The following is a 24,644-nucleotide window of genomic DNA, read 5'->3' as shown; positions in this document are numbered from 1 at the left end:
CATGTGAATTTATTAAACATAACAAGAGAGAAAATTAATGAAAGTAATATTAGAGGCATAGAAAGTAAAACAGGAAGTGAAGATGAAGAAAGCAGTCGGTTTTTCTGAGTTAGTTTCTAAGATCAACTAATCACTGAATGAATAACATAGAGTTTTCCCAATTTAAACTATTTTATAACTTTAAGTATTAGGTGCTCGAAAAGATAAATTCATACATGCTAATAAAATCCTGATCTTGTTTTCATATTGGTTCTGTTCAATTTTATTGAAACAGAATTATTAATAAATAAGCTAGAAATAGAGAATAAAAACCATATGCTAGTAGCAGATCTATCTTTTTGAATTAAGATACGCTGTAAATTGGACAACATTACTATAACATATAATAGGTTTTTACTTACAATAACTCAAGATTAAATTGACATAAAATGAAGAATAAATTAGATATTAAATAGGTTTTTAAATATAAAGTTAATGACCATAGAAATATTAATGCCTGCTCTCTCACCAACGATGAGTAAAACTGGAGGAAAAATCGTAAAATGGCATAAGAAAGAGCAAGACAAAATAGAAGTAGGTGATGTAATTGCTGAAATAGAGACTGACAAAGCCATAATGGAGCTTGAATCTGCAGATGAGGGAGTCTTAGCAAAAATTTTAGTGTCAGAAGGAGTAAGTAGCGTACCTGTAAACCAACCAATAGCTGTAATGCTGGAAGAAGGAGAAGATGGGAATGCACTTGATAACTATATTTCAGCTTATGCTAACAATATTAAAGCTAAGAAGGGAATTGAAATCAATCTTTCAATTTCAGAGTGCTCAACACTTAACTCTAAAAAAGAAGAAGATACCAAAGTAGTATCAGGAGATAGAGTAAAAATAAGTCCATTGGCTAAAAAAATAGCTCAAAGTGAAGGTATTGACATAACACAATTAAAAGGTACAGGTCCCCATGGAAGGATTATTAAAGCTGATATACTAGAATTCTTATGTAAAAGTACACAAGTTGAAACATACAAAAGACCAGAAGATATTGTAATCGAAGTAAGTAATATACGTAAGGTGATAGCACAACGTATGATTGAATCTAAGCAGAATATTCCACATTTTTATTTAACTGTAGACTGTCAAGTTGATAATCTCATATCACTCAAAAATGAAATTAACTCAGTAGATAAAAACAATAAGGTAACAATCAATGATTTAATCATTAAAGCTGCAGCTTTTAGCATAAAAAAATTTCCTAACATAAACTCTTCGTGGATAGACAGCAAGATAGTAAAATATTCAAATGTAGATATCTCAATCGCTGTAGCACTTGAAGATGGGCTCATTACTCCTATAGTAAAAAATGCTGATAAAAAAGGTATTCTATCCATATCAAAAGAAGTGAAAAACTTAGTAAATAGAGCAAGATCTGGAAAATTAAAGCCTGATGAATTTCAAGGTAAAGGACTCACTATTTCTAATTTAGGTATGTTTAATATAAAATCCTTTAGTGCTATCATTAATCCACCTCAGGCTTGCATCATGGCTTTCGGCACATCTAAAAAGCAACCTGTTATTATAAATGAAAAAATAGAAATTGCAGAAATAATGACAGTGACACTTTCTGCTGATCACAGAATAGTCGATGGAGCAATGGGAGCAAAATTTTTAAATACCTTTAAAGATTATGTGGAGAACCCATTAGTAATGCTCATTGAAGCTGCATAGGTATTTACTCTGTTAGAGTATTGTAATGAAATTAATTTTCATTAGCTTGATTATATTCGTTAGACTTAGAGGTAAATATGATGATACAAAAACCTAGCGAAATACAGCCCTATCTATCGTAAGGCTCAAGTTTTTATGTTACGTTACAAAAAAGTACTTTTTTAACAAGAAATTCAAATATAAAGGAAAAGGCTAACCTCTATTTTATGCATGATATTGCAAAAAACTGCTTTCGAATTAGTGTTATATTATTCTAAATAATTTCAAAGAACACCTCTTACTCTTTAATTTGAGTACAGGTTATAATCATAAAAGGGAAGAGAAATAAAAATCAAACTTTCCTAGGATTCTGATAGAAACTGTATCAGTGTATAGAACATACTAATTCGCATTACAAAATGTATATTATTAGGTAGATGAACCTTATTCATGCATAAAATTACAAAAAAGTGAAGTGTTAACAGCTCTAAAAAATGAATTAGGACCTAAAATTTCTTAAACACTAAGCAAGAAAAACCCATCAATTCTTACTCAAGAAGCAAGATACCTAAAAGGTCAAAAGGTGTTTTCAAAACAATATATCTCTTATCTGTCTTACAGCTTTGCTTGCCTTTGACCCTTCTTCTGCAAAAGAAGCTGCCTCAAGGAAAATTTCAAGTTTTTCCCACTCTTCTTTACCATTCATACGGCTCAAAAATATAGGCTTATATTCATTTCTAATTTTCTCCGATGCTTTCTGATATGAAAAATCTAGCTCCTCATATGTGCTACAATCTACCGATTGTAGTATCAGTAAAAATGAAAGTAAGTTAGGCGCAAGCAATTCTTTCTTTGTATAGTTCAGAAGACATAGTTCCATTTTTTTTACACAGTGCTCTATCATCCCTAACGAGAGGGATAAACTTTCTGCATAAAATACAAAACTGTTTATGACAAGCTGTTTTAGCTTCTTCGATAACTTTATACTTTTAAATAATTCTTGTGTAAATTTTTTTATCGGTTGTTTTGACAAATGAAAGGATAGATCAGCAAAAGAGCTAAGGTCAAAATTTTGCCCAAGTACTGCTTTGATAGCTCTATATACATTACTCCTATCCCTACTAACAGAAATAATAAAAATAAGACCTTCTATATTAAGAAGATATTTTATAGATTCTAAAAAGTCAACAATAAACTTAGGACGACATATATCAAGGTCATCTACCATTATATAAATGCTTTTACCTTTTTTGATTCTGCTAACCACCTTCATTAACTGTGTTTTAAAATCCTTGGTATTTTCTTTGCTTTTTTGCAGAATACTCAACTCTCTTAGCACAGTGCCAATATCATTTTTATCGGCCTCTTTTGTAGCATCAAGCAGTATAGAAAGCATAGCAAGCGGAGACTTATTAATCAACTTTCCCAGTGTGTTCAAAGAGAATAGCTCTTGATTTATGTTCTTGAGTCGTTGTATAACACTTCTTTTTACTTCGTAAGATGCAAACAAATCCTCAAATAAGAAATTTAAAAAAGAAGATAGTGGTTGGTCTAATGCATTGATATCCCATGCACTATAATAAGCCGCTATTTCATCTTGCTGCTTCAACTCTTTGACCCATTCTTTTAAAAAAAATGTCTTGCCCCATCCACTGTACCCTTCTAGAGATATTATTGTAAAAGACTGATTAATTGTTTTAATTATAGTGTTGAATTTGCTTGAAAATTCCCTATAGTTTAAGAGGTCATTTTCCCAAGCTGCCACCTTAAGTGGTTGGACCTGCACTAATTCTTTTTTTCTTAAGGTTATTAGTGATATAAGCTTTCCTAAGCACATCCTCACCCTTAATTTAACTCATATTCTTTTCTTGAAGTGAGTGCTGCTTTCAGTGTTCCCTCGTCTAGATAGTCAATTTCTCCACCTATTGGTATCCCACAAGCAAGATGTGATATTTTCACATCTAAATTTTTCAATAATTTAATTATATATTGCACCGTAATCTGACCATCCAATGTTGGATTTATTGCAATGATAACCTCTCCAATCTTGGATTCTAAGACTCTTTTATGGATAGTATTTAGGCTAAGTTCTTTTGGTCCAATACCATTTATTGCAGATAATTTACCACCTAGAACATGATACATACCACAATATATATTCCCTTTCTCAAAAGCCCATAGATCACCTAACTCCTCCACTACACACATTAACTTATTGTCACGTTTTGGATCAGTACAAATAGAACATGGTGATTTACTATCTAAATTTCCACAGATTTTACATTTTACTATAAGATTTGCTAGATCTTTAATTGATGAGGCAAGTGGAAGCATAACATTTTCTCTATTTTGAAGTAAATATGTAACTAACCTGCGTGATGATGCAGGCCCCAAACTCGGCAATTTAGAAAAAGCATAGATTAAATTTCTTATGTTAATGTTCATCCTATAAATCAAGAACAGATTATAAAATGGTAACATTAAAACCTATGTAAAGAAAGAAGTAAGTTCCACTTAGTCTTGTTTTAGTAAGCAGCGAAAAATTACTCTATCATACTAAAATCACACTCTGCTGAGAGTAGATATATTTGAAGAACTCAAAACCTACTTTTGTTTACATACCTCTTTAGCAAGCAGCTAAATTTAATAAAATATTAGTATATTTTTATATACAGATATACACAGCTATTATATACGTGCTTCACATCTTCTGAATCTTTACTTCAATTTTAAGATAAAAGAAATGCCATACTAAGTACTCTAAACTTTATTTATAGTTACCTCAAGCATTAATGAATATAAAAAAACAGAAGAAAAACAATACACATAAGTTTGTACTTGCCTTTTTTATATTTATAACCTATTGAATGAACCCTATAATATCTTTAATTTCTTTTATGCTATAGTTCGCAATCTCTTCTGCTTTTTCTGTACCACTCTTTAATACTTCATACAAATAAGATTGGTCTTTTAAAAGATCATCAATTCTCTCACGCATTGGCGATACAACACTAATGATTAAATCAGCTAACTCTTTTTTAAAATACTTCATATCATGCTTACTCATCTCTTCACATACTTCATTTATATCAAAATTGCTGAGTGTTGAATAAATATTTAACAAATTGTTTACCTCTGGACGATATTTTAAAGTAGCAAAATCAAAGCCTAGTATTGAATCTGTTTTTGCTTTTTCTATTTTTTTAATAATTAAATCATCTGTATCATCAAGGTTAATGCAAGAATATTCCGAAGGGTCAGATTTACTCATCTTATTTGTACCATCTCTTAAGCTCATTATCCTCGATGTTTGATTTGAAGTTAGGACTTCCGGCATAACAAAATAATTGAACTTATAGTGATTATTAAAAGCTAACGCAATATTACGTGCAAGCTCTAAATGTTGTTTCTGATCATCACCAACAGGAACATATCTGGTTCGATATAGTAGTATATCTGCAGCCATAAGTACTGGGTAACTATATAATCCCAAAGAGGCTTTTCGTTTATCAATACCAACTTTCTCTTTGAATTGAGTCATACGATTAAGCCAATTAACCGGTGTATAGCACCCAAGCAACCAACCTAGCTTAGTATGGCTACTAACTGTAGACTGACTAAAAATAATGGACTTCTCTGGGTCTATTCCACACGCGATATAAACTGCTGCCGTTTTTAAAATATTACTTTTTAATTCATTCGCAGAAAGTTTACTGGCTGTGATTGCATGCATATCAACAATACAAAAGAGAGATTTATATTTATCCTGCAAACCTATCCACTGCTTAAGTGCACCAAGATAATTACCCAAGTGCAGTATACCACTTGGTTGAACACCTGAAAAAACAATACTACACATTGTTTTGTTTTGCTAATTGTTTTTTACAACTAGCAGACGACTTCTTGGAAATAACAACCATTGCAGGACGAAGCAATCTAGTTTTAATAGTAAACCCTGTTTGTAAAACCTCAACAATAGTACCAACCTCTTTTTCATTATCCTCTCTCTCCACAACAGCTTGATGTAAATTACTATCAAAGAGTTCTCCAATTGGATCCATTTCCTTTATCCCGTGTTTTTTAAGATCACTCATAATTTTTTGATGAGCCACTTTAATTCCTTCATGAACAGGATCACCACCTTTCAGGTTTTCCATTACTCTTTTTAAATTGTCACACAAATCTATTATATCACGTGCAAACTGAGTAACTGCATAATCACTTGCATCGCTGATTTGCTTTTGCATTATGCGCTTAATGTTCTCATTGTCCGCAACAGCACGGCGTAAATGATCCTCAAGTTGAGCTGCTCGTTCCTTTAAGACGAGGAAGCTTTCTTCTAGACTAACAACTTGGTTATTGTCATCTCTCTTATCTTCGCTTTTCTGCTCATTTACCATATCAGTAAACTTCTTCCTTTTTTCCTTATTACTATCTGACATATCAATATTCTCAAGAACCTAATAAATATATAGCAACTAATCTAAAAATATCAAGAACTAGACTAGTCCGTCTCTTTATGCTAGTACTAACATTTAAGAGATTAATTAAAGCAGTTTTGCAAGGAGAATCGGGGAAAATACTGATATTATCAAGTGCTATGTTGATATAATGTTTTGCTTCTTCTATAGAAAGCTCAATGGCATCGTGTTGATTAATATAGTATAATGCTTGATCGAAATCACGCTTAGATGAAGAAAAACATTTTTCCCAAAATTTTTGCTCTTCTAGGCTGCTTTTCTCATATGCTATGATAACAGGCAAAGTGACTTTGCCCTCAAAAAAATCTTTTCCGATTTGTTTTCCAGAAGTATTTTGATTAGCAGTATAATCAAGCATATCATCAATTATTTGAAATGCTATACCAAAGTTAAATCCAAAATTTTTTAGGCTTTCTGTTTCCTCATTTGTAGCATCAGATATTACAGATGCGGCTTCACAACACGCGGAAAACAAAGATGCTGTCTTTTTCCCAATAATATCGAAATAACTTTCTCTAATAGAATAAGGGTCAAAGCACGTTGTCATCTGCTTTATTTCACCACTCACAAGTAAGCGTGACGCTTTAGAGAGAATAGAAAGGATATTTAGATCTCTGCATTCTATGAGCCATCTAAACGCTAGAGTTAATAATAAATCACCTACTAAAATGCTTGATTTGTCTCCCCAAATCTTATTTGCTGCCCTAACTCCATGTCGTACTTCACTTCTGTCTAGTACATCATCATGTAGCAAAGTGGCATTATGTATAAATTCTACTGACGCAGCAATTTTAATCCTATCCTTTCCGGAATAGCCTAGCATTTTGCATATGACAAAAACAAGCTTAGGCCTGATTTTCTTTCCACCTGATTTAACAAGGTGAGATATAATGTCGGTAGCAAGCTTAATATCTTCATTGTCAACACTACTAAAGATAAAATCTTTCATAGCTGACAAATCAGAAGATAAAATATTATCTAATACATCATTATTTACTGATAGCATTAAAGAGATTTATGCCTCTTGTTTTTTTCTGTTCCCTTTAGCTCTACCTTTTTTTTTGCTTCTAAATCCAGAAAGCCATTTTTAATAAGCCATAACACTCTTTCAGTTGCTTGTGCACCTACATCTAGCCAATACTCTAATCTATCAGCTTTTATCATAACACGATTTCTATCGTCTTTTGCTAACATTGGGTCATACTGCCCTATTCTTTCAATAAAACGTCCATTTCTTGGTGCACGAGAATCAGCTACAATTATCCTATAAAAAGGACGTTTTTTTTTACCAATCCTTGCTAACCTTATCTTGACTGCCATGTTAACCTTTACTCATATTATTATTTATAACTCTATACAACAAATAGTCTAAGTCAAATAGATTATGAAATTTCTACACCATAAATGCACATTATAAAATATCTGAATGCATAGCCTCAATTTACGAAGATTATCTTAAATGTTATAAGGTTTTTAAGTGTGCCATCCAAACTCACTTTGCCTAATACAGCTATTTCCATTATAATAATGAAAAGCAGTCCTAATTTCCATAAGACTTGTACATGTTAGTTCCCCGGTAATAGTACTACCAGGTATCAGAAAGATGTGTTCATATTAATGATTGCAACACAGTCACTAAAAAATATCGGTAAAGATAGGGAAAAGCAGAACAATCTCTACTTCATCTAATGAAGTTATTATTAGGTGGTGAAACTTTTAATTGTAGATTATTTCCGATGGAAATGGAAAGAATCAGATTAGTTTTGTTGGATATGTTCAAGATACAATCATTAAAATTTGCAAAAACTTAAATTTACATAATCTACACTTTCTGAAAATCACAATGTTGATCCTTCTTTTAATGACTACATGCGTCAGTACAGGAACCATAAAAGGAAAGCCAAGATAGGAGAACTTAAATTAAGCTTTATCCACAGAGTATCTTTATTTGATATAGTAGTAAAATTTAGAAAAATAAAAACTCTAATCACTGGTATATATAGTCCATATAATAAATAATGTGCAATAATAAAATTACTTAGGTATTAAGTTGTAATATAAGCTTGCAGACTCCAATCATGAATTGGTCGTTTTTGAAAAATAGCATGATATTTTCTCTTTAAATAGTTAACGACGCAACTAAAAGTGCAAAAACTAAGCTAAGTCCAAAATTTGGAATACATGATGAATACTGTACCTTTTGAGGGTTGGATAAGAACTAGTTACTGTTTTTCAATGTTGCCTAAAATGTTCTATCAACGTTTGATAATAAGGTCATCATTATAATGATGTTGCATTTGTCAGGAACCGAGAATTACATACTGATTCTGATAGAAATCAAAGCGTTAGATAGTCAAAGTAAATAATATAGAAAAACTAAAAGAGCAGTGATTCAATAAATATTGATTATTATCGTTACATTATTAAATACTCATTTGAAAGATATTTTTTTGCAAAAACATAAAAAGGAGCACACTTGAGCCTTCCATAGAACAGGATACAGGAACCATCAGGTGATTTTTGAGGTCTCCTCTTTTTCAAGAATCTACTGTAAAAAACACTTTACACACCAAAATGATCGCACTTTGCTATGCTATAAAAAGTTGAGAAAATCTCAATTATAATCAAATAAAGCCTTGACAAATTCCTTACTAGTAAATTCCCTTAAATCTTCTACACTTTCGCCAACCCCTATTGCATGCAACTTTACTTTATAAATTTCTGCAAGCCCAATCACTACTCCACCCTTAGCAGTACCATCTAGCTTTGTCATGATTATCCCTGTCACATTTATCATCTTATTAAATATCTCCAGTTGACTATAAGCATTTTGGCCAGTAGTCGCATCAAGAATTAAAATAATATCATGAGGGGCAGTATAATCTAATTTTTTTACTGTTCTATGTATTTTTGATAATTCTTCCATAAGATTTACATTATTCTGTAACCTGCCTGCTGTGTCAATTAGAACGATATCAGCTTTGTTTTCTATAGCTTGACTCACAGCTCTATATGCTATGCTTGCAGAATCGCTGCCATATTCTCCAGTGAGAATAGAGCAACCAGAACGTTCAGCCCAAATGCCTAATTGTTCACTAGCAGCAGCTCTAAATGTATCACATGCGACCAGCACGACAGATTTCCCCATTCTTTTATACTTATGCGCAAGTTTGCCTATAGTTGTGGTTTTACCATTACCATTCACTCCACACACCATAATTATATGTGGTTTCCTGCTCAAAATTAATGGTTGCACAACAGGATTTAATATATTTTCTATTTCATTCATTAGTTGCTGAGTCACAACTTTATGTTCAACTTCTTTATTAAATTTGATGCTTGCAAGCCTATCAATAATTAGCTTAGAAGTTTTATAACCAATATCCATGCTAATTAACAGCTCCTCTAGCTCATCTAGAAGCAACTGGTCTAGCTTTTTCTTGCCAGGAAAAATGCTCTTCATTCTACTGCTAAAGTGAGAAGAAGTTTTCAACAAGCCCTTATAAAGATTATTGAACAAATTCAAGCAAATATCCCCTTAAAATTTAAATTTAATGTAAAGGATTACATGTACTACATGTATTGTAAAGTCAATGCATTTGCTTATATGTATTTTTTTTAGTAAAACGCACTATTTATGAGTGTTTTTTCTTTAGTTTCTAAATTAAGTGTGTTAGACTATAAAATAATGGTTTATGCGTAATCTTATGAGTTATAATGAAAAAATTCTAGATCATTATGAAAATCCAAGGAATGTTGGTTCTCTAGATAAGAATGATCCCAATGTTGGTACTGGTTTAGTAGGGGCACCATCATGCGGCGATGTTATGAAGTTACAAATAAAGGTGAATGACAAAGGTGTTATTGAAGATGCGAAATTTAAAACTTTTGGTTGTGGTTCTGCTATTGCTTCAAGCTCTCTACTTACAGAGATGATAAAAGGGAAAACTATTGAAAGTGTAACACAGATAAAGAATACCAAAATAGTAGAAGAATTATCTTTACCCCCAGTAAAGATACACTGTTCTGTACTTGCTGAAGATGCTATAAAAGCTGCTATCCATGATTATCAAAGTAAACAAAGTAAAAATAATAGCTAAGAAGTTATGGGTGAGTATCAAAAAGTAAGTACTGTAGAAAAAAATAAAAAAGCAATAACCATCACTAAAAATGCAACGGAGAAGATAAGGTATTTATTGGATCAAAAACAACATGATAACTTTAAAAAATCAAAGGAAGCGATAGGGATAAGGGTACTAATTAAGCAAAAAGGATGTTCTGGTTTAAAGTATGATATTGAATATGCATATGATGTCCGCCCTTTGGAATCAATAATTGAAGAAGTCTGCAATAACGGTCAAAAAATCAAGGTACTGATCGATCCGAAATCTGTAATGTTTATCCTTGGCTCTGAAATGGATTATGTAGAGGGGAAATTCTCGTCTGGTTTTATTTTTAAAAACCCTAATGAAAAAGGGAAATGTGGTTGTGGAAAGAGTTTTTATGTTTAGCAACTATTTTACAACACTTAAAATCGATCAAGCTTTCAATATCAACTTTGATGAGCTGGAAAAAAAATATATTGAATTAAGCAGGGTTGATATAAATGAAAGAGAGTCCAAAAACATGAAAAACATAAACAAAGCTTACCAAGTGCTTAAGTCCCCGCTAAAACGGGCTGAGCACTTGCTTTATCTTTTTGGCATAAAAAGCCAAGAGAATTACACAAGTCCTGAGATATTAAATGAATCAATGGAAATAAGAGAGTATTTACTAGATTGCAATGATCTGCAACTTGTAAGCAGTATGATTGATGAAAGAATAAAAGATTGCACTAAAAATTTAACTAATGCTTTTGCTGCAAAAAATTTTGCTGAAGCTGCAACGCAGGTTTTAAGATTGAAGTACTTACATAAGTCACTTGAGAAGGTAAAAGAAAGTGAGATCAATTCAAATTTCTGAACCAAATTTAAGCGAAGTAGTTTTCGGTATAGACCTTGGTACTACTAATTCTCTAATCGCAGCAGTCAATAAAGCTGGCAATGTAGAAATATTTAAAGATGAGCAAGGAAGAGAACTACTGCCCTCTGTTATTTCATATGAAAACAACATATTGAAGACAGGCTATGATGTTGGCTCAGGTGCAATATACTCCATAAAACGTTTAATGGGTAAAAGCATTAAAGACTTGAATAGGGAATACATCAATTTTGAAATAGATGATGAGAGTGAAAAAGTTATTAGGGTAAAATGTGCAGAGGATAAGTACCTTACTCCTATTGAGATTTCTGCTGAGATACTAAAAGCTTTATGTGAAAGAACAAAAAAATCTATAGGAATGCAGGTAAAGAAAGCAGTAATTACTGTGCCAGCTTACTTTGATGATTCAGCACGTAATGCAACTAAATATGCAGCAAAACTTGCTGGCATAGAGGTTCTTCGCCTTATTAATGAACCAACTGCTGCTGCTCTTTCTTATTCGATTGAAAAGAATAATAACAGTGGAATATATGCAGTTTATGATCTCGGGGGTGGGACATTTGATATCTCAATATTAAAATTGCATCAAGGAGTATTTCAAGTCCTTGCGGTTGGTGGTGATACTGAACTTGGTGGTGATGATTTTGATCACTCACTAAGTTCAATTGTGCTATCTAAGTATAGAGAAAGGTCAGGTTTAAGCAAAGAACATTACGATATCACTCCAATATGTAACATTGGAATTCACAACACACGCATTGCAAAAGAATACCTAAGTAAAAACACATCAGGAATTTTTAGCTTTAACATCAATGGTGAATTATTTAAATGCAAAATTATCAAGGAAGAATTTGAACAGGCAATTGCTCCTTTAGTTAATAAGACTATCAGTATAGTTACTCGTACTATACGAGACATAAATCTCAAAACTGATAATATAGAAGGAGTAATTTTAGTTGGGGGGCAACTAGAGTACCACTAGTGCAAAATTCACTAATTACACTCTTTGGAAGTAAAATATTAAGCAATGTGGATCCAGATAAAGCAGTTGTTATTGGAGCGGCTTTGCAGGCTCATTTTTTGACTTCTAGTTCGAAAGAAAAGAATATCCTTCTCGATGTTCTGCCATTATCACTTGGTGTAGAAACTATGGGAGGAATAGTCGAAAAAATCATACCAAGAAATACACCATTACCAGTTTCAGAAACAAAAGAGTTCACAACTTATTCTCATGGACAAACAGCAATGAAAATTCATGTCTGCCAAGGCGAACGTGAAATGATAGAAGATAATAAGTCTTTAGCACAGTTTGAGTTAAATGGTATACCACCACTACCCGCAGGTTCTGCAAAGATTGAAATAGAATTCACAGTAAATGCCGATGGTGTACTAGATGTTACTGCAAGAGAAAAAAGCACTGGTATTGAACAAACAGTTAAAATAAACTCAAGTTTTGGATTAAGTGAAGTAGACATCCAAGATATGGTAAACCAATCAATAGATAACTTCGATAAGGATATGAAAGCTCGTTCTCTTGCAGAAGCAAAAATTAATGGGAGCAAGTTTATATACTTGATTGAGAGCAATAATGACCTTTTTGATGACAAGAAGTTGAAAGATCTGTTACAAAATGCAAAAAACGCCTTACAGGGAAATGACATAAACAAAATCAATAATGCCATTACTGAATTAGAAAACCTCTCTCTAGAGCTATACAAGCTAACAAACAGATAAAATTTTACATGACATTGTGTAATACTCTATCCAACCGAAGTGCGACAGGTATTCTAAAATTAAACGGTAACCAATCAACTCTTTTTAACTTAAATGATAAACCAACTATGTTTACACGTCCAATTATGTTTTCCATTGGTATAAAACCAATTTCAGGAAACCTGCTATCAAAGGAATTGTTTCTATTATCTCCCAAAACAAAAAATTGATTGTTAGGTACATAATAAGTTGGACTATTATATGATAGTTTGTTATAGATGTCATCTAACAGGATCTCGTATTCTTTCTTATCTGGGAGAGTTTCTATATACCTTGGTATTCTGCGGTTTGATTCATAATCAAAGAAATCTACAATTTGCTTTCGCTCTACTTTCTGATTATTGAGATATAATTCTCCTTCTATCATTTGAACTTTATCACCTGGCACTCCTATTACCCGCTTGATGAACCTGATGCTATTATTCCTTACAGGCTTAAAAACTATTATATCACCACGTTTTGGAGGGGTATAAAAGATTCTTCCGTCAAAAACATTTGGAGAAAATGGAAAGGAATATTTGCTGTAACCATACGAATATTTACTAGTAAAAATATAATCTCCCTCAAGCAAAGTACTTTTCATTGATCCAGAAGGGATATGAAATGGCTCAAATAGAAAACTACGTATTGATAGTGCTACTAGAAGTAAAAAAAATAATGAAGATAAAAACCTTCCTATTCTCACTAACCAGCTTTTCTTTAATTCCTCCAACTTTCTTAACTCTGTTTTCTTAGTTAAGCTCATTATAACATATAAAGGTGACAAAGTAAAACTTTACTTGTAGATATATTGTCTTCATATACTAAATCTAGTTATAGAGTTAGCTTGCCACTTACACATGTAAAATTTTTATTACTCTTTTGAATAGAAATATTTGAGACTAATAAAAACTAAGGTCTATAAATTCTGCTTAATAAAGAAATTCAATTGATTTATTCAGTAAGCTAAAGATCACACTAAGTTTCAATTACCAGAAGTCATAAATGGATATTAAAGGGATTAGTAGATTAAAAACAAATGTGCTACAGAGCTTTGTGGAATAACAATATCATTGCAACTTTACAGAAGATTTAATAATATTATCATATCGAATGCTAAGCGTGCTTAAAATAATATAAATCTTCATCCAGAAAAAAGGAGCAAGTTGTTTATTATAACTGCCTGTGATACCTTAACTATCCTAGTTTAGGCGTAGTAGTCCTTTTGTAGGAATTAGCTACTGTTGCAATAGATATACACTGGTAGATTCCAATATTGAAAAATTTCACTGAAATTAGCAAAAAAAACGAAAAACACATATAGAACCTTAACTACAATGTAAAAATGCCTATAGATGGCTGAGCTACAGATAATTTATATTCTACTCACAAATATTTTACTTATTTCTTTCCTTCCACTGAAGCTAAAAACTAGGCAAGCTCCAAATAAAATATGTATACAAAACTTTTTGCAGATTATTAAACACTAAAATATCGTCATTTCCCAAGCAATTTAATTTATATTAGATTTACTAAAACTTATCTTATAGACATGTTTTCTACACTAAGCAAGAAATTAAAACTTATCATATATAGCACGTGCATAAGTAACAGAGATTAATTTACTTTAAATTCTTTAATCTTATGTTATTGACTAGCCAAAATTAGCACTGTCACCATACTTTACAAAGTCATGATTTTTTAATCATTAAAAGCAAAATTATGTTTTTACTACATAATGAGCTGAAGCTCTATGTCATAAAAATAAGCTTTTCAGCAAGCATCATAATTTTGAAAACATTCCTATTCCTTAATAATTAAGTGCACAAACATGACATCACATCTTATTTCAATTTGTAACCAAAAGCCATTTCAAATTGTTCATTACTTCAGATACATTTAGACATACCTACACCGCTAACTCTAGCACTGGTATGGGGAATCACACTTGTTATTATGTGAGTTTATAACTTGTGGATCAGTACTTTACTTAAAGTAGTGTTTTATACATATGTTCCTACTTTTATTTTTTCATATTCATATTACATTATATGCATACTTTGTTCTCACGAACGGTTAAACATATCAGATTATCAAGAAAGGACATCCATTACTATTACTAAATAATTCTAGCATAAGCAGATATATTGTATTATTCTGTAGGTGACATGATCTAATCACCTACACATATATCCCTTAATCTTGGAAAATTATAAGCTCTGCACTTTGCTCTTTATAGCAACTGATATATAACAGGTCATTCTGATCAAGATAATAAAGCTTTCTAATCAACAATTGATTTACTTCTCTATATCTCACCAATTTAAACGAAACATGCTAATAGCTACCTAGCAAGCACGCTCGACAGGTCTAGTTTTAAATAAAGATGATATTAGCAAGTAAGCAACCACAGAAATTCCGAATTTTGCTCTTTAATTTGCACATAACTTATAACTTGGAATTACTAATCTATATTTATCAATTTATCGAAACATTTGAATATTGTATATTACATTTTCATATCAAGGCTAGAAAAAGTTAGTCAATAACTATTATTGAACTCAATGAATTTTTGGTAAACCCTCTGGAAAATTATCTTCTCTTTATTAATAACGTATGATCAATTGTCTTAAGAAAGTAAACTTGTGTTTTGCATTGCTAGACTTACCAAATGCTCACTATTATTTTACCTTGCATGTATTTCACGCATGCTAATGGTCAGCATATCCTGTTGGAAGAGGACTTCTATTCGCCTAACATGTGTTAGGTGTTCTTAGAAAAACCTATTACTACCTTCTATTATAGAATATAATCACCTCTATTTTCCATCATTCCAACACCAATAGTGATGATTTTTATGTAATAGATTTTACTACTTTGTATATCTTACACGTCAATTAATACTTCAGAATAGTATCTGATACAGAACATAGATAGTCTATTAGAGAAAGTTTGCATTATTCCATCTGGTTTAATCGTCTTGATAACATTACTTCTTGTTTACATCAGATAGCTTCCTGTTCTATGAGAATATCTTCTTCAACTTTAAATTATTAATTTATTTTATTTGCTACTATAGCTAATAGACAAGCCAAGCGCACATTGTCATTTTTCTTAATCTACATAGTAGAAAGTTTTGTCATCCTCTTTACATATAATATAGAGCATCCTTTACTGCCCATTTTGGTGCTACTTTTTACTTGAATCTAATTCAGAGAACCATCATTACCTTAGGTATCTAATAATGAAAGATTAATAGCACAGAAATCAGTGGAAAGATGTTCTACTAACATAGAATTTAGTTACACGCACCATACCTACAGCAATATCTCCTAACTCTAAATTAAAACTTACTTTTACCTCCTCATGGGCTATATCTTGGATGTAATCAATTTACAAATATCAATTATTAGTTGATAATAATACACAAGTATAGTTCCAAGTTTGTGAGTGATATTACATCATTTAAAATGAGCTGCACTATTAATGCATATAATAGATTTAACATCCCTATAGTCAGAGGGAAAGGAGTATACCTTTTTGATGAAGATGGTAAAAAGTATTTAGATTTTGCTGCAGGTATTTCTACAACTTCTCTAGGGCACTGTCATCCATACATTATAAGTAAATTGAAAGAACAACTTGGTTTATTATGGCACTGCTCTAATATTTTCACTATCCTTGAGCAAGAGAGGCTCGCAGAGCGCCTAACAGCACTCACTTTCGCAGATAGAGTTTTTTTTTGTTCAAGTGGGCTTGAAGCAACAGAAGCAACAATCAAATTTATTCGTCGCTATTTTTATTTAAAAGGTCAAGAAGAACGTTACCGCATTATTACAATTGAAGGAGGGTTTCATGGACGTAGTATTGCTGCAATTTCTGCTGGTGGAAGTGAGAAATCACGTGAAGGTTTTGCTCCTCTTCTTCCTGGGTTTGATAAAGTACCAAGAAATGATATCAAAGCACTAGAAGAAAAGATTAGCAGTGAAACAGCTGCTGTGTTTCTAGAACCTATACAAAGTGAGGGGGGAGTGTATTCACTAGACATGAAGTACCTTCAAAAGGTGAGAGAGATAACAAAAGACCAAGAAATAATTTTGTGTTTTGATGAAGTGCAATGTGGATATGGCCGTATCGGCTCTTTATTCCATTACCAGAATATAGAAATTGAGCCTGACATGTTAACTTGTGCAAAGGCAATGGGCAACGGATTCCCTTTAGCTGCATGTTTAGTAAAAAATTACATAGCAGAAGCTATCACTCCAGGAACTCACGGATCAACTTATGGAGGCAATCCTCTTGCTATGACTGTTGGTAATGCAGTACTTGATATAATGCTAAAAGAAAATTTCCTTGATCATGTAAGGAAAGTTAGTAAATACCTGAAAGAAAAGTTATTGCCTTTAGCAAAAGAATTCCCAAAGGTAATCTCAGAAATTCGTGGAGAAGGTTTATTAATAGGAGTAGAGCTCAAAATACCTTTCGCCGATAAAATTATTAGTCGATCTCTTGACAAAGGTTTAATAATGACTACAGTCTTAAATAATAGAGTAATAAGAATAACCCCTCCACTGATTGCTGAAGATAAACATATCGATGCAGCATGCGATATACTCTACAGTTTATTTTTTGAGGTTGAAAATATATAAATACTCCAAGTATATGCAACTCAGCAAAACATAACTTTAAATTTACAAATGCTTCTCATGGTATACAAAATTAACTTTGCTTTTTGTTACAGTAATATTACCCTTTAATGGATTGGTTACTTGTTTCAGTATTATCAATAATTTTTATCTTGCTAATTTTATCGTTTTTATTTTCAGGTGCAGAAATAGGGTTAACTTCAATCAGTCGTTCTAGAGTTAATAAATTAAAGCTAGATGGTAACAAAAGAGCTAAGGTGATTGACCATTTGTTGAGCAAAAAGGAATTAACAATAGGCACAATATTGCTTGGAAATACAATTATCAACATCACCTGTTCTGCCCTACTTACAGCAATAGTCATAAATTTTTTTGGAAATGAAGGTGTTTTTTTACTGACACTCATTATGACATTTTGTATTTTACTATTCTGTGAGGTATTACCAAAAACCTACGCTATGCAAAATCCTGAAAAATTTACATCATTCTCTGCTTATCTCGTGCTGTTTTTTGTTAAGATCTTTTCTCCACTGACATTAGGAATCCAGTTTATTGTCAATCTTATTCTCAAGTTGTATAGCCCTTATAAGAACACGGAGGTAATATCTGCAGCAGATGCAATGCGTAATATGATTGTTCTTCACCGTAGTGAGGGCACAATGCTACAACAAGATTTAGATATGCTGAGCAGCATACTTGATTTAGCTGATACAGAAGTATCAGAAATTATGACCCATAAGAGAGATTTATTTTCTCTTGACATAGATCAAAATAAAAAGGAATTAGTAAGCAAAATTTTAACCGGCAGTTACAGTAAGGTACCTTTGTGGCAAAAATGCCAAGATAATATTATAGGAGTAGTTCATGTAAAAACCCTAATAAGTGCCTTACGTGAAAAAGGCAATAGAGCAGAAGAAGTTAACATCGCCCAAGTCATATCAAAGCCTTGGTTTATACTAGACAGTACACCACTTAGTATACAACTACATAATTTCCGCAAAAATAGGAGGCACCTTGCATTTGTTGTTGATAAGTATGGAGCATTACAAGGAATCATAACTCTTGAGAACATTCTGGAAGAAATAGTTGGAGAAATCTCTGATGAGCATGATCTGATCACAGAAAATTTCATAAAAAAAAATACCTTATAATGTTCTAAAGCTTTCCTGATGATAGTCTATTACCTTTATAGGCAGGATTTGCCAATGAAATAGAATGTCTTGCTGATGAGGGTGAAAGCTTTCTATATGGTTTTTACTTCAAGATTTTGAAAAAAGATAAAAATACTACTATTATTGAAGTATGAGTAAGAACTGATACTGAAAGCAATTAACTAGTTATGTTTTATGGAAGTGGAATCAAGAATAACAGCTGATGAGTTAAAAAGTTACATAGAGGGAATTGAAAAGCTTGAACAAAAAAAGAAGGATATACAAGATCACATTCGTGATATATATACAAAAGCTACAGATGAAGGTTGGAATATAGAAGTTATGAAACAAAAGTTATTAGGCTAAGAAAAATGAATGATGATAGGGAAGAACAAGAAGTGTTGCTAAACACCTGTAAGTGTACATTGGGAATGAGTTGCGAAGAAAACTAAGTGAGCAATAGGATTGTAATTGGAATAAGCGGAGCTTCTGGTTCTATTTATGGTGTACGTATTCTAGAAACATTGAGAAAAATTAGCAAATCTTTTGAATTCACCACAATAGATTCCAGTACCACACGCCGGGATGATGTCAAAACAAGCTATGAAACTCATTTAGTAATAAGTCGCTCTGGAAAAATAACTATAGCCCATGAAATTACAGAAAGACTTGAAGATATTATATCACTTGCAGATTTTTACTATTCTGAAGAGAAAATAGGAGAAAAGATAGCAAGTAGCTCATTTAAAACTCTAGGAATGGTTATCGCTCCATGTTCTATAAAGACAATGTCTGAAATTGCATCAGGAGTTACTTCAAATCTGTTAACAAGAGCTGCAGATGTAACATTAAAAGAAAGAAGAAAACTAGTTCTTATGGTAAGAGAATCACCGTTGCACCTCGGTCATTTACAAAATATGCTAAGATTAACAGAGATGGGAGCAATCATTGCTCCACCAGTGCCAGCTTTTTACATTAGACCAAAATCTTTAGAAAATATTATCAATCACTCTATTAGCAAGGTACTGGATTTATTTAATATTAAATTACCTGACTTCAAAGAATGGCAAGGAGTATAGCAAGTGACAATTATTATTGATGGAAAAAAAATTGCAAATGATCTTTACAAGAAGTTATCACAAAAAATTGACTTTCTAAAAAGAAAGCACAATATTTTTCCTTGCCTTAAAGTAATCCTTGTTGGGGAAAACCCAGAAAGTAAAGTTTACGTTTACAACAAACAAAAAAAGGCGGAATCAATAGGAATATGCTCTGAAACTATTGTTTTTCCTGATAATATTTCAGAAGATAAACTAATTATGAAAATTAACGAATTAAATGAAGATCCGTCTGTTCATGGTATTTTAGTACAATTACCTTTACCAAAACATCTTAATGCAAGAAGGGTAATTAATATAGTAAGTGTCAAAAAAGATGTAGATGGGTTTCATGATGAAAATGTAGGAAGGCTAGTTAAAGGTGAAAAAAATTGCCTTATACCTTGTACTCCTAAGGGTTCTCTATATTTGATTAAATCAATTGAAAAAAAACTTTCTAGCAAAAATGCAGTTGTAATTGGGAGATCAAATATCGTTGGAAAGCCAATGTTTCACCTATTGCTGCAAGAAAACTGCACTGTTACTATCCTACATTCGCAGAGTAGAAATTTAGCTGAGTACTGTTCCAAGGCAGACATAGTAGTTGCAGCAGTTGGAAAGCCAAGCTTTGTTCGGAAAGATTGGATAAAAAAAAACGCAATAGTAATTGATGTTGGTATAAACAGTATAGACACAGGAGGTAAACTGAAACTCATAGGAGACGTTGATTTCGATGGAGTAAAAGAAAAAGTCAAAGCTATTACTCCAGTACCAGGAGGAGTTGGCCCAATGACCGTTGCATTTTTAATGGTAAATACTGTTATCGCTGCTTGCCTACAGAAGGGAATTGATGCTTCTGATCTCAGAGACTCAATTTCATAGCTGAAGTAGTGTGATCAAGTAAAGATAAAGCTGAAAATATAGTTAACAACTAATTCTCCTTTCATACACTAAAGCAAAATTTCTTATAGCAATTATGAGCTCAATTTACCGCATTACGAATTTAGTTATAGTCTAGGTTCAATATATAACAATATAAGCAAACAAAAAACCGCTAATCATCAGTGACAAATTTATTGTACTGACACCTGATAACAGGTTGTCTAACAGAAGTAGATGTTATCAATATATTAAAGAGCTATAAGGGAAACAACATTTCTTCCCTTGAGGAAGGATGAATAAAAACATTTAAAGTAGCAAGAGAATAAAAAGAAGAATATAAGATATCAATGTCTACCAATAAGGAACAAACAATAATTTAATTAAAAACACTGATTAATTAATTTGATACTTATTTAGTATTATTGGTAGATAATTTTCTAAACAGGATAATAAATCATGAATTTCAGTTATTGGACAGCAAACAACCTACATAATATGAGGATAGCATTGCTATATTGCACAATAATAAATCAAATAACTGTGCCTCTTACTTTAGGTTATTCAAATTAAACATTGATAAATTTAATTTTAAATCTACTATCCTAAGTATAATGATAAAAAAGGATTTATAGTATAGTAAAAACTAAAATGTATATTAAAAATATGCTTAGGTTCATTAAATGAGATATCATGATAATGTCAGATTTAATATATAAAATATAATATTCTTCTTTTATTTGGTTTTTAAGAATCAAATAAAAGATCCAGATCATGCTCATGAAATGACATCCTTCATTAATTTTAAATTGTTTTAGCTACAAGCATTAAAAATGACTATCAAAACAAGCTAAAAGCAAAAGATATCATGTCTGATATCTACTTAAAGCATTTGCGTCTTTTATACTTTTAACGTTTAATAATCACAACTCATTGCATTTTATGCACTATCTTTATAATCCATACAGCTATGTATCAAAGTTTTCTACCTTTTATATTCATACCATGAAGCTCTGCTTAAGGAGATTCTATGCAAACAAAAAATAAAGTCTTTAACCGCAGGGCATTTATATTAGGTGGTATTCAATTTACCATTTCCGTGATTTTTAGTTGCAGACTATATAATTTACAGATACTGAATAAAAAAAAATACGAAGCGTTATCTAACAATAATAGGGTAAGAACTGCTACTATTGTACCTAGGCGTGGAAGGATTTTAGACAGGAATGGCATAGAGCTTGCAGCAAACAAAATCTCTTACATTATTTCATTTAATGGAAAAAAGACCAATGGTAAGGAGGTTGATCTACAAACATTACCAAAAATTGAATCCAAGATAGCAAGGTCACCAGAAACAGAAATAACTGCTCTTTATAAACGTTACTACCCATTCGGTTCAGTATGTTCTCACATAATTGGATATACAAAGAAACAGCGAGAAATAGCAGAAACTGGAGTGAGTGGTATTGAATACATACATGATAATACGTTAAAAGGCAAGCCAGGAAAGTCTAAAGAGGAAGTCAATTCTAAGAAGAGAGTTACAAGAGAGTTATTAAGCATACCACAGCAAGATGGTCAAGATGTGCAGTTAACAATTGATATTGATCTGCAAAAGAAAATCGCAGATGTGTTTAAAAATCACAAGGGCTCTATAGTCGTAGTAGATGTAAATAACGGAGAAATTTTAGCATTATACAACTCACCTTCTTATGACAATAATCTTTTTACTAGTAGGTTATCAAAAGAAACTCTGGAAAGTTTAAATTCTCCTCCATTACCACTTATAAATCGTGCATTATCATATCAGATTCCACCTGGTTCAATATTCAAAATAATAGTCGCACTTGCAGGTTTAAAGGACAGAATAATCACTCCAGAAGAAAAATTTTCATGCAGAGGCTATATGAAAATAGGAGAGAGGAGATTTCGTTGCTTACAAGGCAAAGCTCATGGACATGTGTCTTTAAATGAAGCGATGGCTCTTTCATGTAACACTTATTTTTATAGTATAGGAAAAAAAATAAGTGTGGATTCCTTAGTAGAAATGGCAAGAAAATTTGGTGTTGGTAGCGGACCATTAATTGGAATATTCAAAGAAGAAGCTCCAGGGTTATTGCCGGACAGAGATTGGCGTGCACAGAGGACACATTTAAAATGGTATTTAGGTGATACTATAAATTTGGTCATAGGGCAAGGATATTTGCTAACAACACCAATTCAGCTTACAGTTCTTGCAGCAAGAATTGCAACAGGGAAAGAAATAATTCCACATATTCAATCAAGCAAAACAATACAAGATTTTCCCAATATTAACGTAGATTATGAACATCTTGATACAATTCGAAAGGCTATGTTTGATGTGATAAATTCTAAAGCTGAAACCTATAGAAGAGGTGTATATACAAGCGGTATACAAATCGCAGGCAAAACAGGTACACCAGAGACAAACTTCAAGGGCGAAAGCCACAAGTTATTCATTGCTTATGGCCCTTATCATAATCCACGCTATGCAATCTCTGTATTTATAGAGCATGGCAAGGCTCCACGCCAGGATGTTGCAATAGCTAACATGATACTGAAATATATGTTTGAAAAGTGACTCTCATCAAAGAGAAAACTATCTAAAATCATTGACAATCATCTGATAGTTTTACTATTATTGATATTGCATTAATAGTAAGAAAAAATGTACATATTCACTGCTATGCTCTCGGAAGGTAGCGTAAATAACTTGAGGTTTATCAAAACTAAGTTAGCTATATTTCAACCGTTAATTGCTATTTTAGCATCAGCTATATTGAGTTTTACAGCTGGTCAATACCTTTCTTATGTTACTGCAGCGATTTCTGGCTCCGGTATCACTACAGTAGTTCCTTTGGCAATTTTTACTGTTTCTGCAATTTTTGCACTAGTTTTAGTAACATATCTTTTAAAGCTTAGCGTTTCCATTGGGATTGGTAATAAAACAGAAACAGGTTTTAGTAAAGAGGTACTCAACAATGAACAGCAAACAAAGAAAATGATAAAAAAATCATTATTTGAAAGTGGGATAATTAGAGCAAAATTTAATAAGACAATCAAGAAGCAAGACAGTGTAACACAGATGGAAATCAATAGCGATATTGATTCAAAGGATAAGCCAAGCACACATACTTCTACACAGCCTTTATTAACACATGGTAAAGTCTTCCCGCAAATTAATACTGAAAAATTACCACATAGTGCTGGCCTTCCGTTTTCTCTTACCCAAAGTCCAAGTGGGTTTCCATCCTTAAAAAGGGCTAATAGTCCTAACATGCTTGAAGCTAGAGTTAGTAGTGATGTTAATCAAAAAAATAGTAAGGATATTTTACTCGAACAGATAAAGAATGGTGTTAAGTTAAGACACACTAAAAATACAAATATGCAGCAAAAGGAATCTGATATTGATCAAAATCAAGATATGGTTTTGATTCTCAATATTGCACTCGCACAGAGAAGAATAGCAATCAAATCTTCGGATAGTGAAAGTGAGCACTCTAGTTCTGATAATAGCTCAGGTTGGAGTACAGATGAAGAAAGACAAAAAAAAAAGAGGCTAACAAAATACAGAGATAAATTTACATCTCAAATTCTCTCATCAGATAATGAAAAAGGGAATAGAACACCTGAAAGCGGTTATAGGTCTGATGATAATAACATTAAGCCTGAACTTGCACCGTTACTACACTTTGCACTAAAAACAAATAAGCCTCATGTGTTACCAAAGCCATTCAATTTGCAAATGAGACCTAAAATCTCTCCTCTAAAGGAAAAGACCAGTATAGGCCAAGTAAGTAGTGAGGTACAAGATCCATCTACCCTTCCTTTTAAGGAACGTATGAGCCGATTTAGAAATCAGAAGTAAAAGCATAACATATTTTCGATCCTTAAAATAATTTTACTTATATGTCTAATTGTGTTAAGATTACTTAATACAAT

Annotated in this window: 18 protein-coding genes and 2 pseudogenes; 12 read left to right on the top strand and 8 right to left on the bottom strand. The window is 32.1% G+C overall.

Annotation, left to right across the window (positions count from 1 at the left end):
* The first annotated feature begins 474 nt into the window (after positions 1-474).
* Positions 475-1,716, top strand: a complete 1,242-nt coding sequence (locus GOY13_RS01030; RefSeq protein ID WP_175814001.1) for a pyruvate dehydrogenase complex dihydrolipoamide acetyltransferase — start codon at positions 475-477, stop codon at positions 1,714-1,716.
* Positions 1,717-2,284: 568 nt separating this feature from the next.
* Here GOY13_RS01030 and GOY13_RS01025 read toward each other — a convergent pair.
* The 7 genes from GOY13_RS01025 to ftsY form a co-directional block, all read right to left on the bottom strand.
* On the bottom strand, positions 2,285-3,532 hold the full coding sequence (locus tag GOY13_RS01025) for a KAP family P-loop NTPase fold protein (protein WP_175814000.1): 1,248 nt from the start codon (positions 3,530-3,532) through the stop codon (positions 2,285-2,287).
* A gap of 8 nt (positions 3,533-3,540) precedes the next feature.
* Positions 3,541-4,134 carry a recombination mediator RecR gene (gene recR, locus GOY13_RS01020; protein ID WP_175814413.1) on the bottom strand — a complete coding sequence of 198 codons (594 nt, stop codon included), beginning with the start codon at positions 4,132-4,134 and terminating at the stop codon, positions 3,541-3,543.
* A 421-nt stretch (positions 4,135-4,555) separates the two neighbouring features.
* Positions 4,556-5,554, bottom strand: coding sequence for a tryptophan--tRNA ligase (gene trpS / locus GOY13_RS01015; protein ID WP_175813999.1), 999 nt, complete (start codon positions 5,552-5,554; stop codon positions 4,556-4,558).
* On the bottom strand, positions 5,547-6,137 hold the full coding sequence (locus tag GOY13_RS01010) for a nucleotide exchange factor GrpE (protein WP_175813998.1): 591 nt from the start codon (positions 6,135-6,137) through the stop codon (positions 5,547-5,549). Before GOY13_RS01010 ends, trpS begins: the two co-directional genes overlap by 8 nt.
* Positions 6,138-6,147: 10 nt before the next feature.
* Positions 6,148-7,182, bottom strand: coding sequence for a polyprenyl synthetase family protein (locus tag GOY13_RS01005; protein ID WP_175813997.1), 1,035 nt, complete (start codon positions 7,180-7,182; stop codon positions 6,148-6,150).
* Positions 7,182-7,496 carry a 30S ribosomal protein S16 gene (rpsP, locus tag GOY13_RS01000; RefSeq protein ID WP_175813996.1) on the bottom strand — a complete coding sequence of 105 codons (315 nt, stop codon included), beginning with the start codon at positions 7,494-7,496 and terminating at the stop codon, positions 7,182-7,184. The genes GOY13_RS01005 and rpsP overlap by 1 nt, the downstream gene beginning before the upstream one ends.
* 1,294 nt (positions 7,497-8,790) lie before the next feature.
* A complete protein-coding gene (ftsY, locus tag GOY13_RS00995) occupies positions 8,791-9,702 on the bottom strand; it encodes a signal recognition particle-docking protein FtsY (protein ID WP_175813995.1) in 912 nt (303 codons plus the stop codon).
* Between the two features lie 181 nt (positions 9,703-9,883).
* Here ftsY and iscU point away from each other — a divergent pair, with 181 nt between their 5' ends.
* The 4 genes and pseudogenes from iscU (at position 9,884) to hscA (ending at position 12,890) form a co-directional block, all read left to right on the top strand.
* A complete protein-coding gene (gene iscU, locus GOY13_RS00990) occupies positions 9,884-10,276 on the top strand; it encodes a Fe-S cluster assembly scaffold IscU (RefSeq protein ID WP_175813994.1) in 393 nt (130 codons plus the stop codon).
* Between the two features lie 6 nt (positions 10,277-10,282).
* A complete protein-coding gene (locus tag GOY13_RS00985) occupies positions 10,283-10,687 on the top strand; it encodes a HesB/IscA family protein (RefSeq protein WP_175813993.1) in 405 nt (134 codons plus the stop codon).
* Complete coding sequence (locus GOY13_RS00980) at positions 10,680-11,138, top strand: iron-sulfur cluster co-chaperone HscB C-terminal domain-containing protein (protein ID WP_175813992.1); 459 nt, start codon at positions 10,680-10,682, stop codon at positions 11,136-11,138. The genes GOY13_RS00985 and GOY13_RS00980 overlap by 8 nt, the downstream gene beginning before the upstream one ends.
* Positions 11,116-12,890: pseudogene (hscA, locus tag GOY13_RS00975) on the top strand (Fe-S protein assembly chaperone HscA). Before GOY13_RS00980 ends, hscA begins: the two are co-directional and overlap by 23 nt.
* Before the next feature lie 4 nt (positions 12,891-12,894).
* On the opposite strand, the gene lepB reads toward hscA, so the two are convergent.
* Positions 12,895-13,674, bottom strand: coding sequence for a signal peptidase I (gene lepB / locus GOY13_RS00970; protein WP_175813991.1), 780 nt, complete (start codon positions 13,672-13,674; stop codon positions 12,895-12,897).
* A gap of 2,704 nt (positions 13,675-16,378) precedes the next feature.
* On the opposite strand from lepB, the gene GOY13_RS00965 reads away from it, so the two are divergent.
* The 7 genes and pseudogenes from GOY13_RS00965 (at position 16,379) to GOY13_RS00935 (ending at position 24,570) form a co-directional block, all read left to right on the top strand.
* On the top strand, positions 16,379-17,557 hold the full coding sequence (locus GOY13_RS00965; protein ID WP_175814412.1) for an aspartate aminotransferase family protein: 1,179 nt from the start codon (positions 16,379-16,381) through the stop codon (positions 17,555-17,557).
* A gap of 107 nt (positions 17,558-17,664) precedes the next feature.
* Positions 17,665-18,860: pseudogene (locus GOY13_RS00960) on the top strand (CNNM domain-containing protein).
* Positions 18,861-18,900: 40 nt separating this feature from the next.
* Positions 18,901-19,071, top strand: coding sequence for a GapR family DNA-binding domain-containing protein (locus GOY13_RS00955; protein WP_246214311.1), 171 nt, complete (start codon positions 18,901-18,903; stop codon positions 19,069-19,071).
* A gap of 86 nt (positions 19,072-19,157) precedes the next feature.
* Positions 19,158-19,784 (top strand): UbiX family flavin prenyltransferase, encoded by a 627-nt coding sequence (locus tag GOY13_RS00950; protein WP_175813990.1) that lies wholly within the window; start codon positions 19,158-19,160, stop codon positions 19,782-19,784.
* A gap of 3 nt (positions 19,785-19,787) precedes the next feature.
* On the top strand, positions 19,788-20,684 hold the full coding sequence (gene folD / locus GOY13_RS00945; RefSeq protein WP_175813989.1) for a bifunctional methylenetetrahydrofolate dehydrogenase/methenyltetrahydrofolate cyclohydrolase FolD: 897 nt from the start codon (positions 19,788-19,790) through the stop codon (positions 20,682-20,684).
* Between the two features lie 1,027 nt (positions 20,685-21,711).
* Positions 21,712-23,283: a penicillin-binding transpeptidase domain-containing protein gene (locus GOY13_RS00940; protein WP_175813988.1), complete on the top strand. Its 1,572-nt coding sequence runs from the start codon at positions 21,712-21,714 to the stop codon at positions 23,281-23,283.
* 87 nt (positions 23,284-23,370) lie between these two features.
* Complete coding sequence (locus tag GOY13_RS00935; protein WP_175813987.1) at positions 23,371-24,570, top strand: hypothetical protein; 1,200 nt, start codon at positions 23,371-23,373, stop codon at positions 24,568-24,570.
* The last annotated feature ends 74 nt before the right edge of the window (positions 24,571-24,644 follow it).

Source organism: Wolbachia endosymbiont of Cruorifilaria tuberocauda (genome assembly GCF_013365475.1).
GTDB lineage: Bacteria > Pseudomonadota > Alphaproteobacteria > Rickettsiales > Anaplasmataceae > Wolbachia.
This window is presented reverse-complemented; position numbering and strand designations above follow the sequence as displayed.

Bases quoted from the DNA above. Each gene is read 5' to 3' on its own strand.
- GOY13_RS01030 (WP_175814001.1), top strand. From the start codon at position 475: ATGACCATAGAAATATTAATGCCTGCTCTCTCACCAACGATGAGTAAA.
- GOY13_RS01025 (WP_175814000.1), bottom strand. From the start codon at position 3,532: ATGTGCTTAGGAAAGCTTATATCACTAATAACCTTAAGAAAAAAAGAA.
- trpS (WP_175813999.1), bottom strand. From the start codon at position 5,554: ATGTGTAGTATTGTTTTTTCAGGTGTTCAACCAAGTGGTATACTGCAC.
- GOY13_RS01010 (WP_175813998.1), bottom strand. From the start codon at position 6,137: ATGTCAGATAGTAATAAGGAAAAAAGGAAGAAGTTTACTGATATGGTA.
- GOY13_RS01005 (WP_175813997.1), bottom strand. From the start codon at position 7,182: ATGCTATCAGTAAATAATGATGTATTAGATAATATTTTATCTTCTGAT.
- rpsP (WP_175813996.1), bottom strand. From the start codon at position 7,496: ATGGCAGTCAAGATAAGGTTAGCAAGGATTGGTAAAAAAAAACGTCCT.
- iscU (WP_175813994.1), top strand. From the start codon at position 9,884: ATGAGTTATAATGAAAAAATTCTAGATCATTATGAAAATCCAAGGAAT.
- GOY13_RS00985 (WP_175813993.1), top strand. From the start codon at position 10,283: ATGGGTGAGTATCAAAAAGTAAGTACTGTAGAAAAAAATAAAAAAGCA.
- GOY13_RS00980 (WP_175813992.1), top strand. From the start codon at position 10,680: ATGTTTAGCAACTATTTTACAACACTTAAAATCGATCAAGCTTTCAAT.
- lepB (WP_175813991.1), bottom strand. From the start codon at position 13,674: ATGAGCTTAACTAAGAAAACAGAGTTAAGAAAGTTGGAGGAATTAAAG.
- GOY13_RS00965 (WP_175814412.1), top strand. From the start codon at position 16,379: ATGAGCTGCACTATTAATGCATATAATAGATTTAACATCCCTATAGTC.
- GOY13_RS00955 (WP_246214311.1), top strand. From the start codon at position 18,901: ATGGAAGTGGAATCAAGAATAACAGCTGATGAGTTAAAAAGTTACATA.
- GOY13_RS00940 (WP_175813988.1), top strand. From the start codon at position 21,712: ATGCAAACAAAAAATAAAGTCTTTAACCGCAGGGCATTTATATTAGGT.
- GOY13_RS00935 (WP_175813987.1), top strand. From the start codon at position 23,371: ATGTACATATTCACTGCTATGCTCTCGGAAGGTAGCGTAAATAACTTG.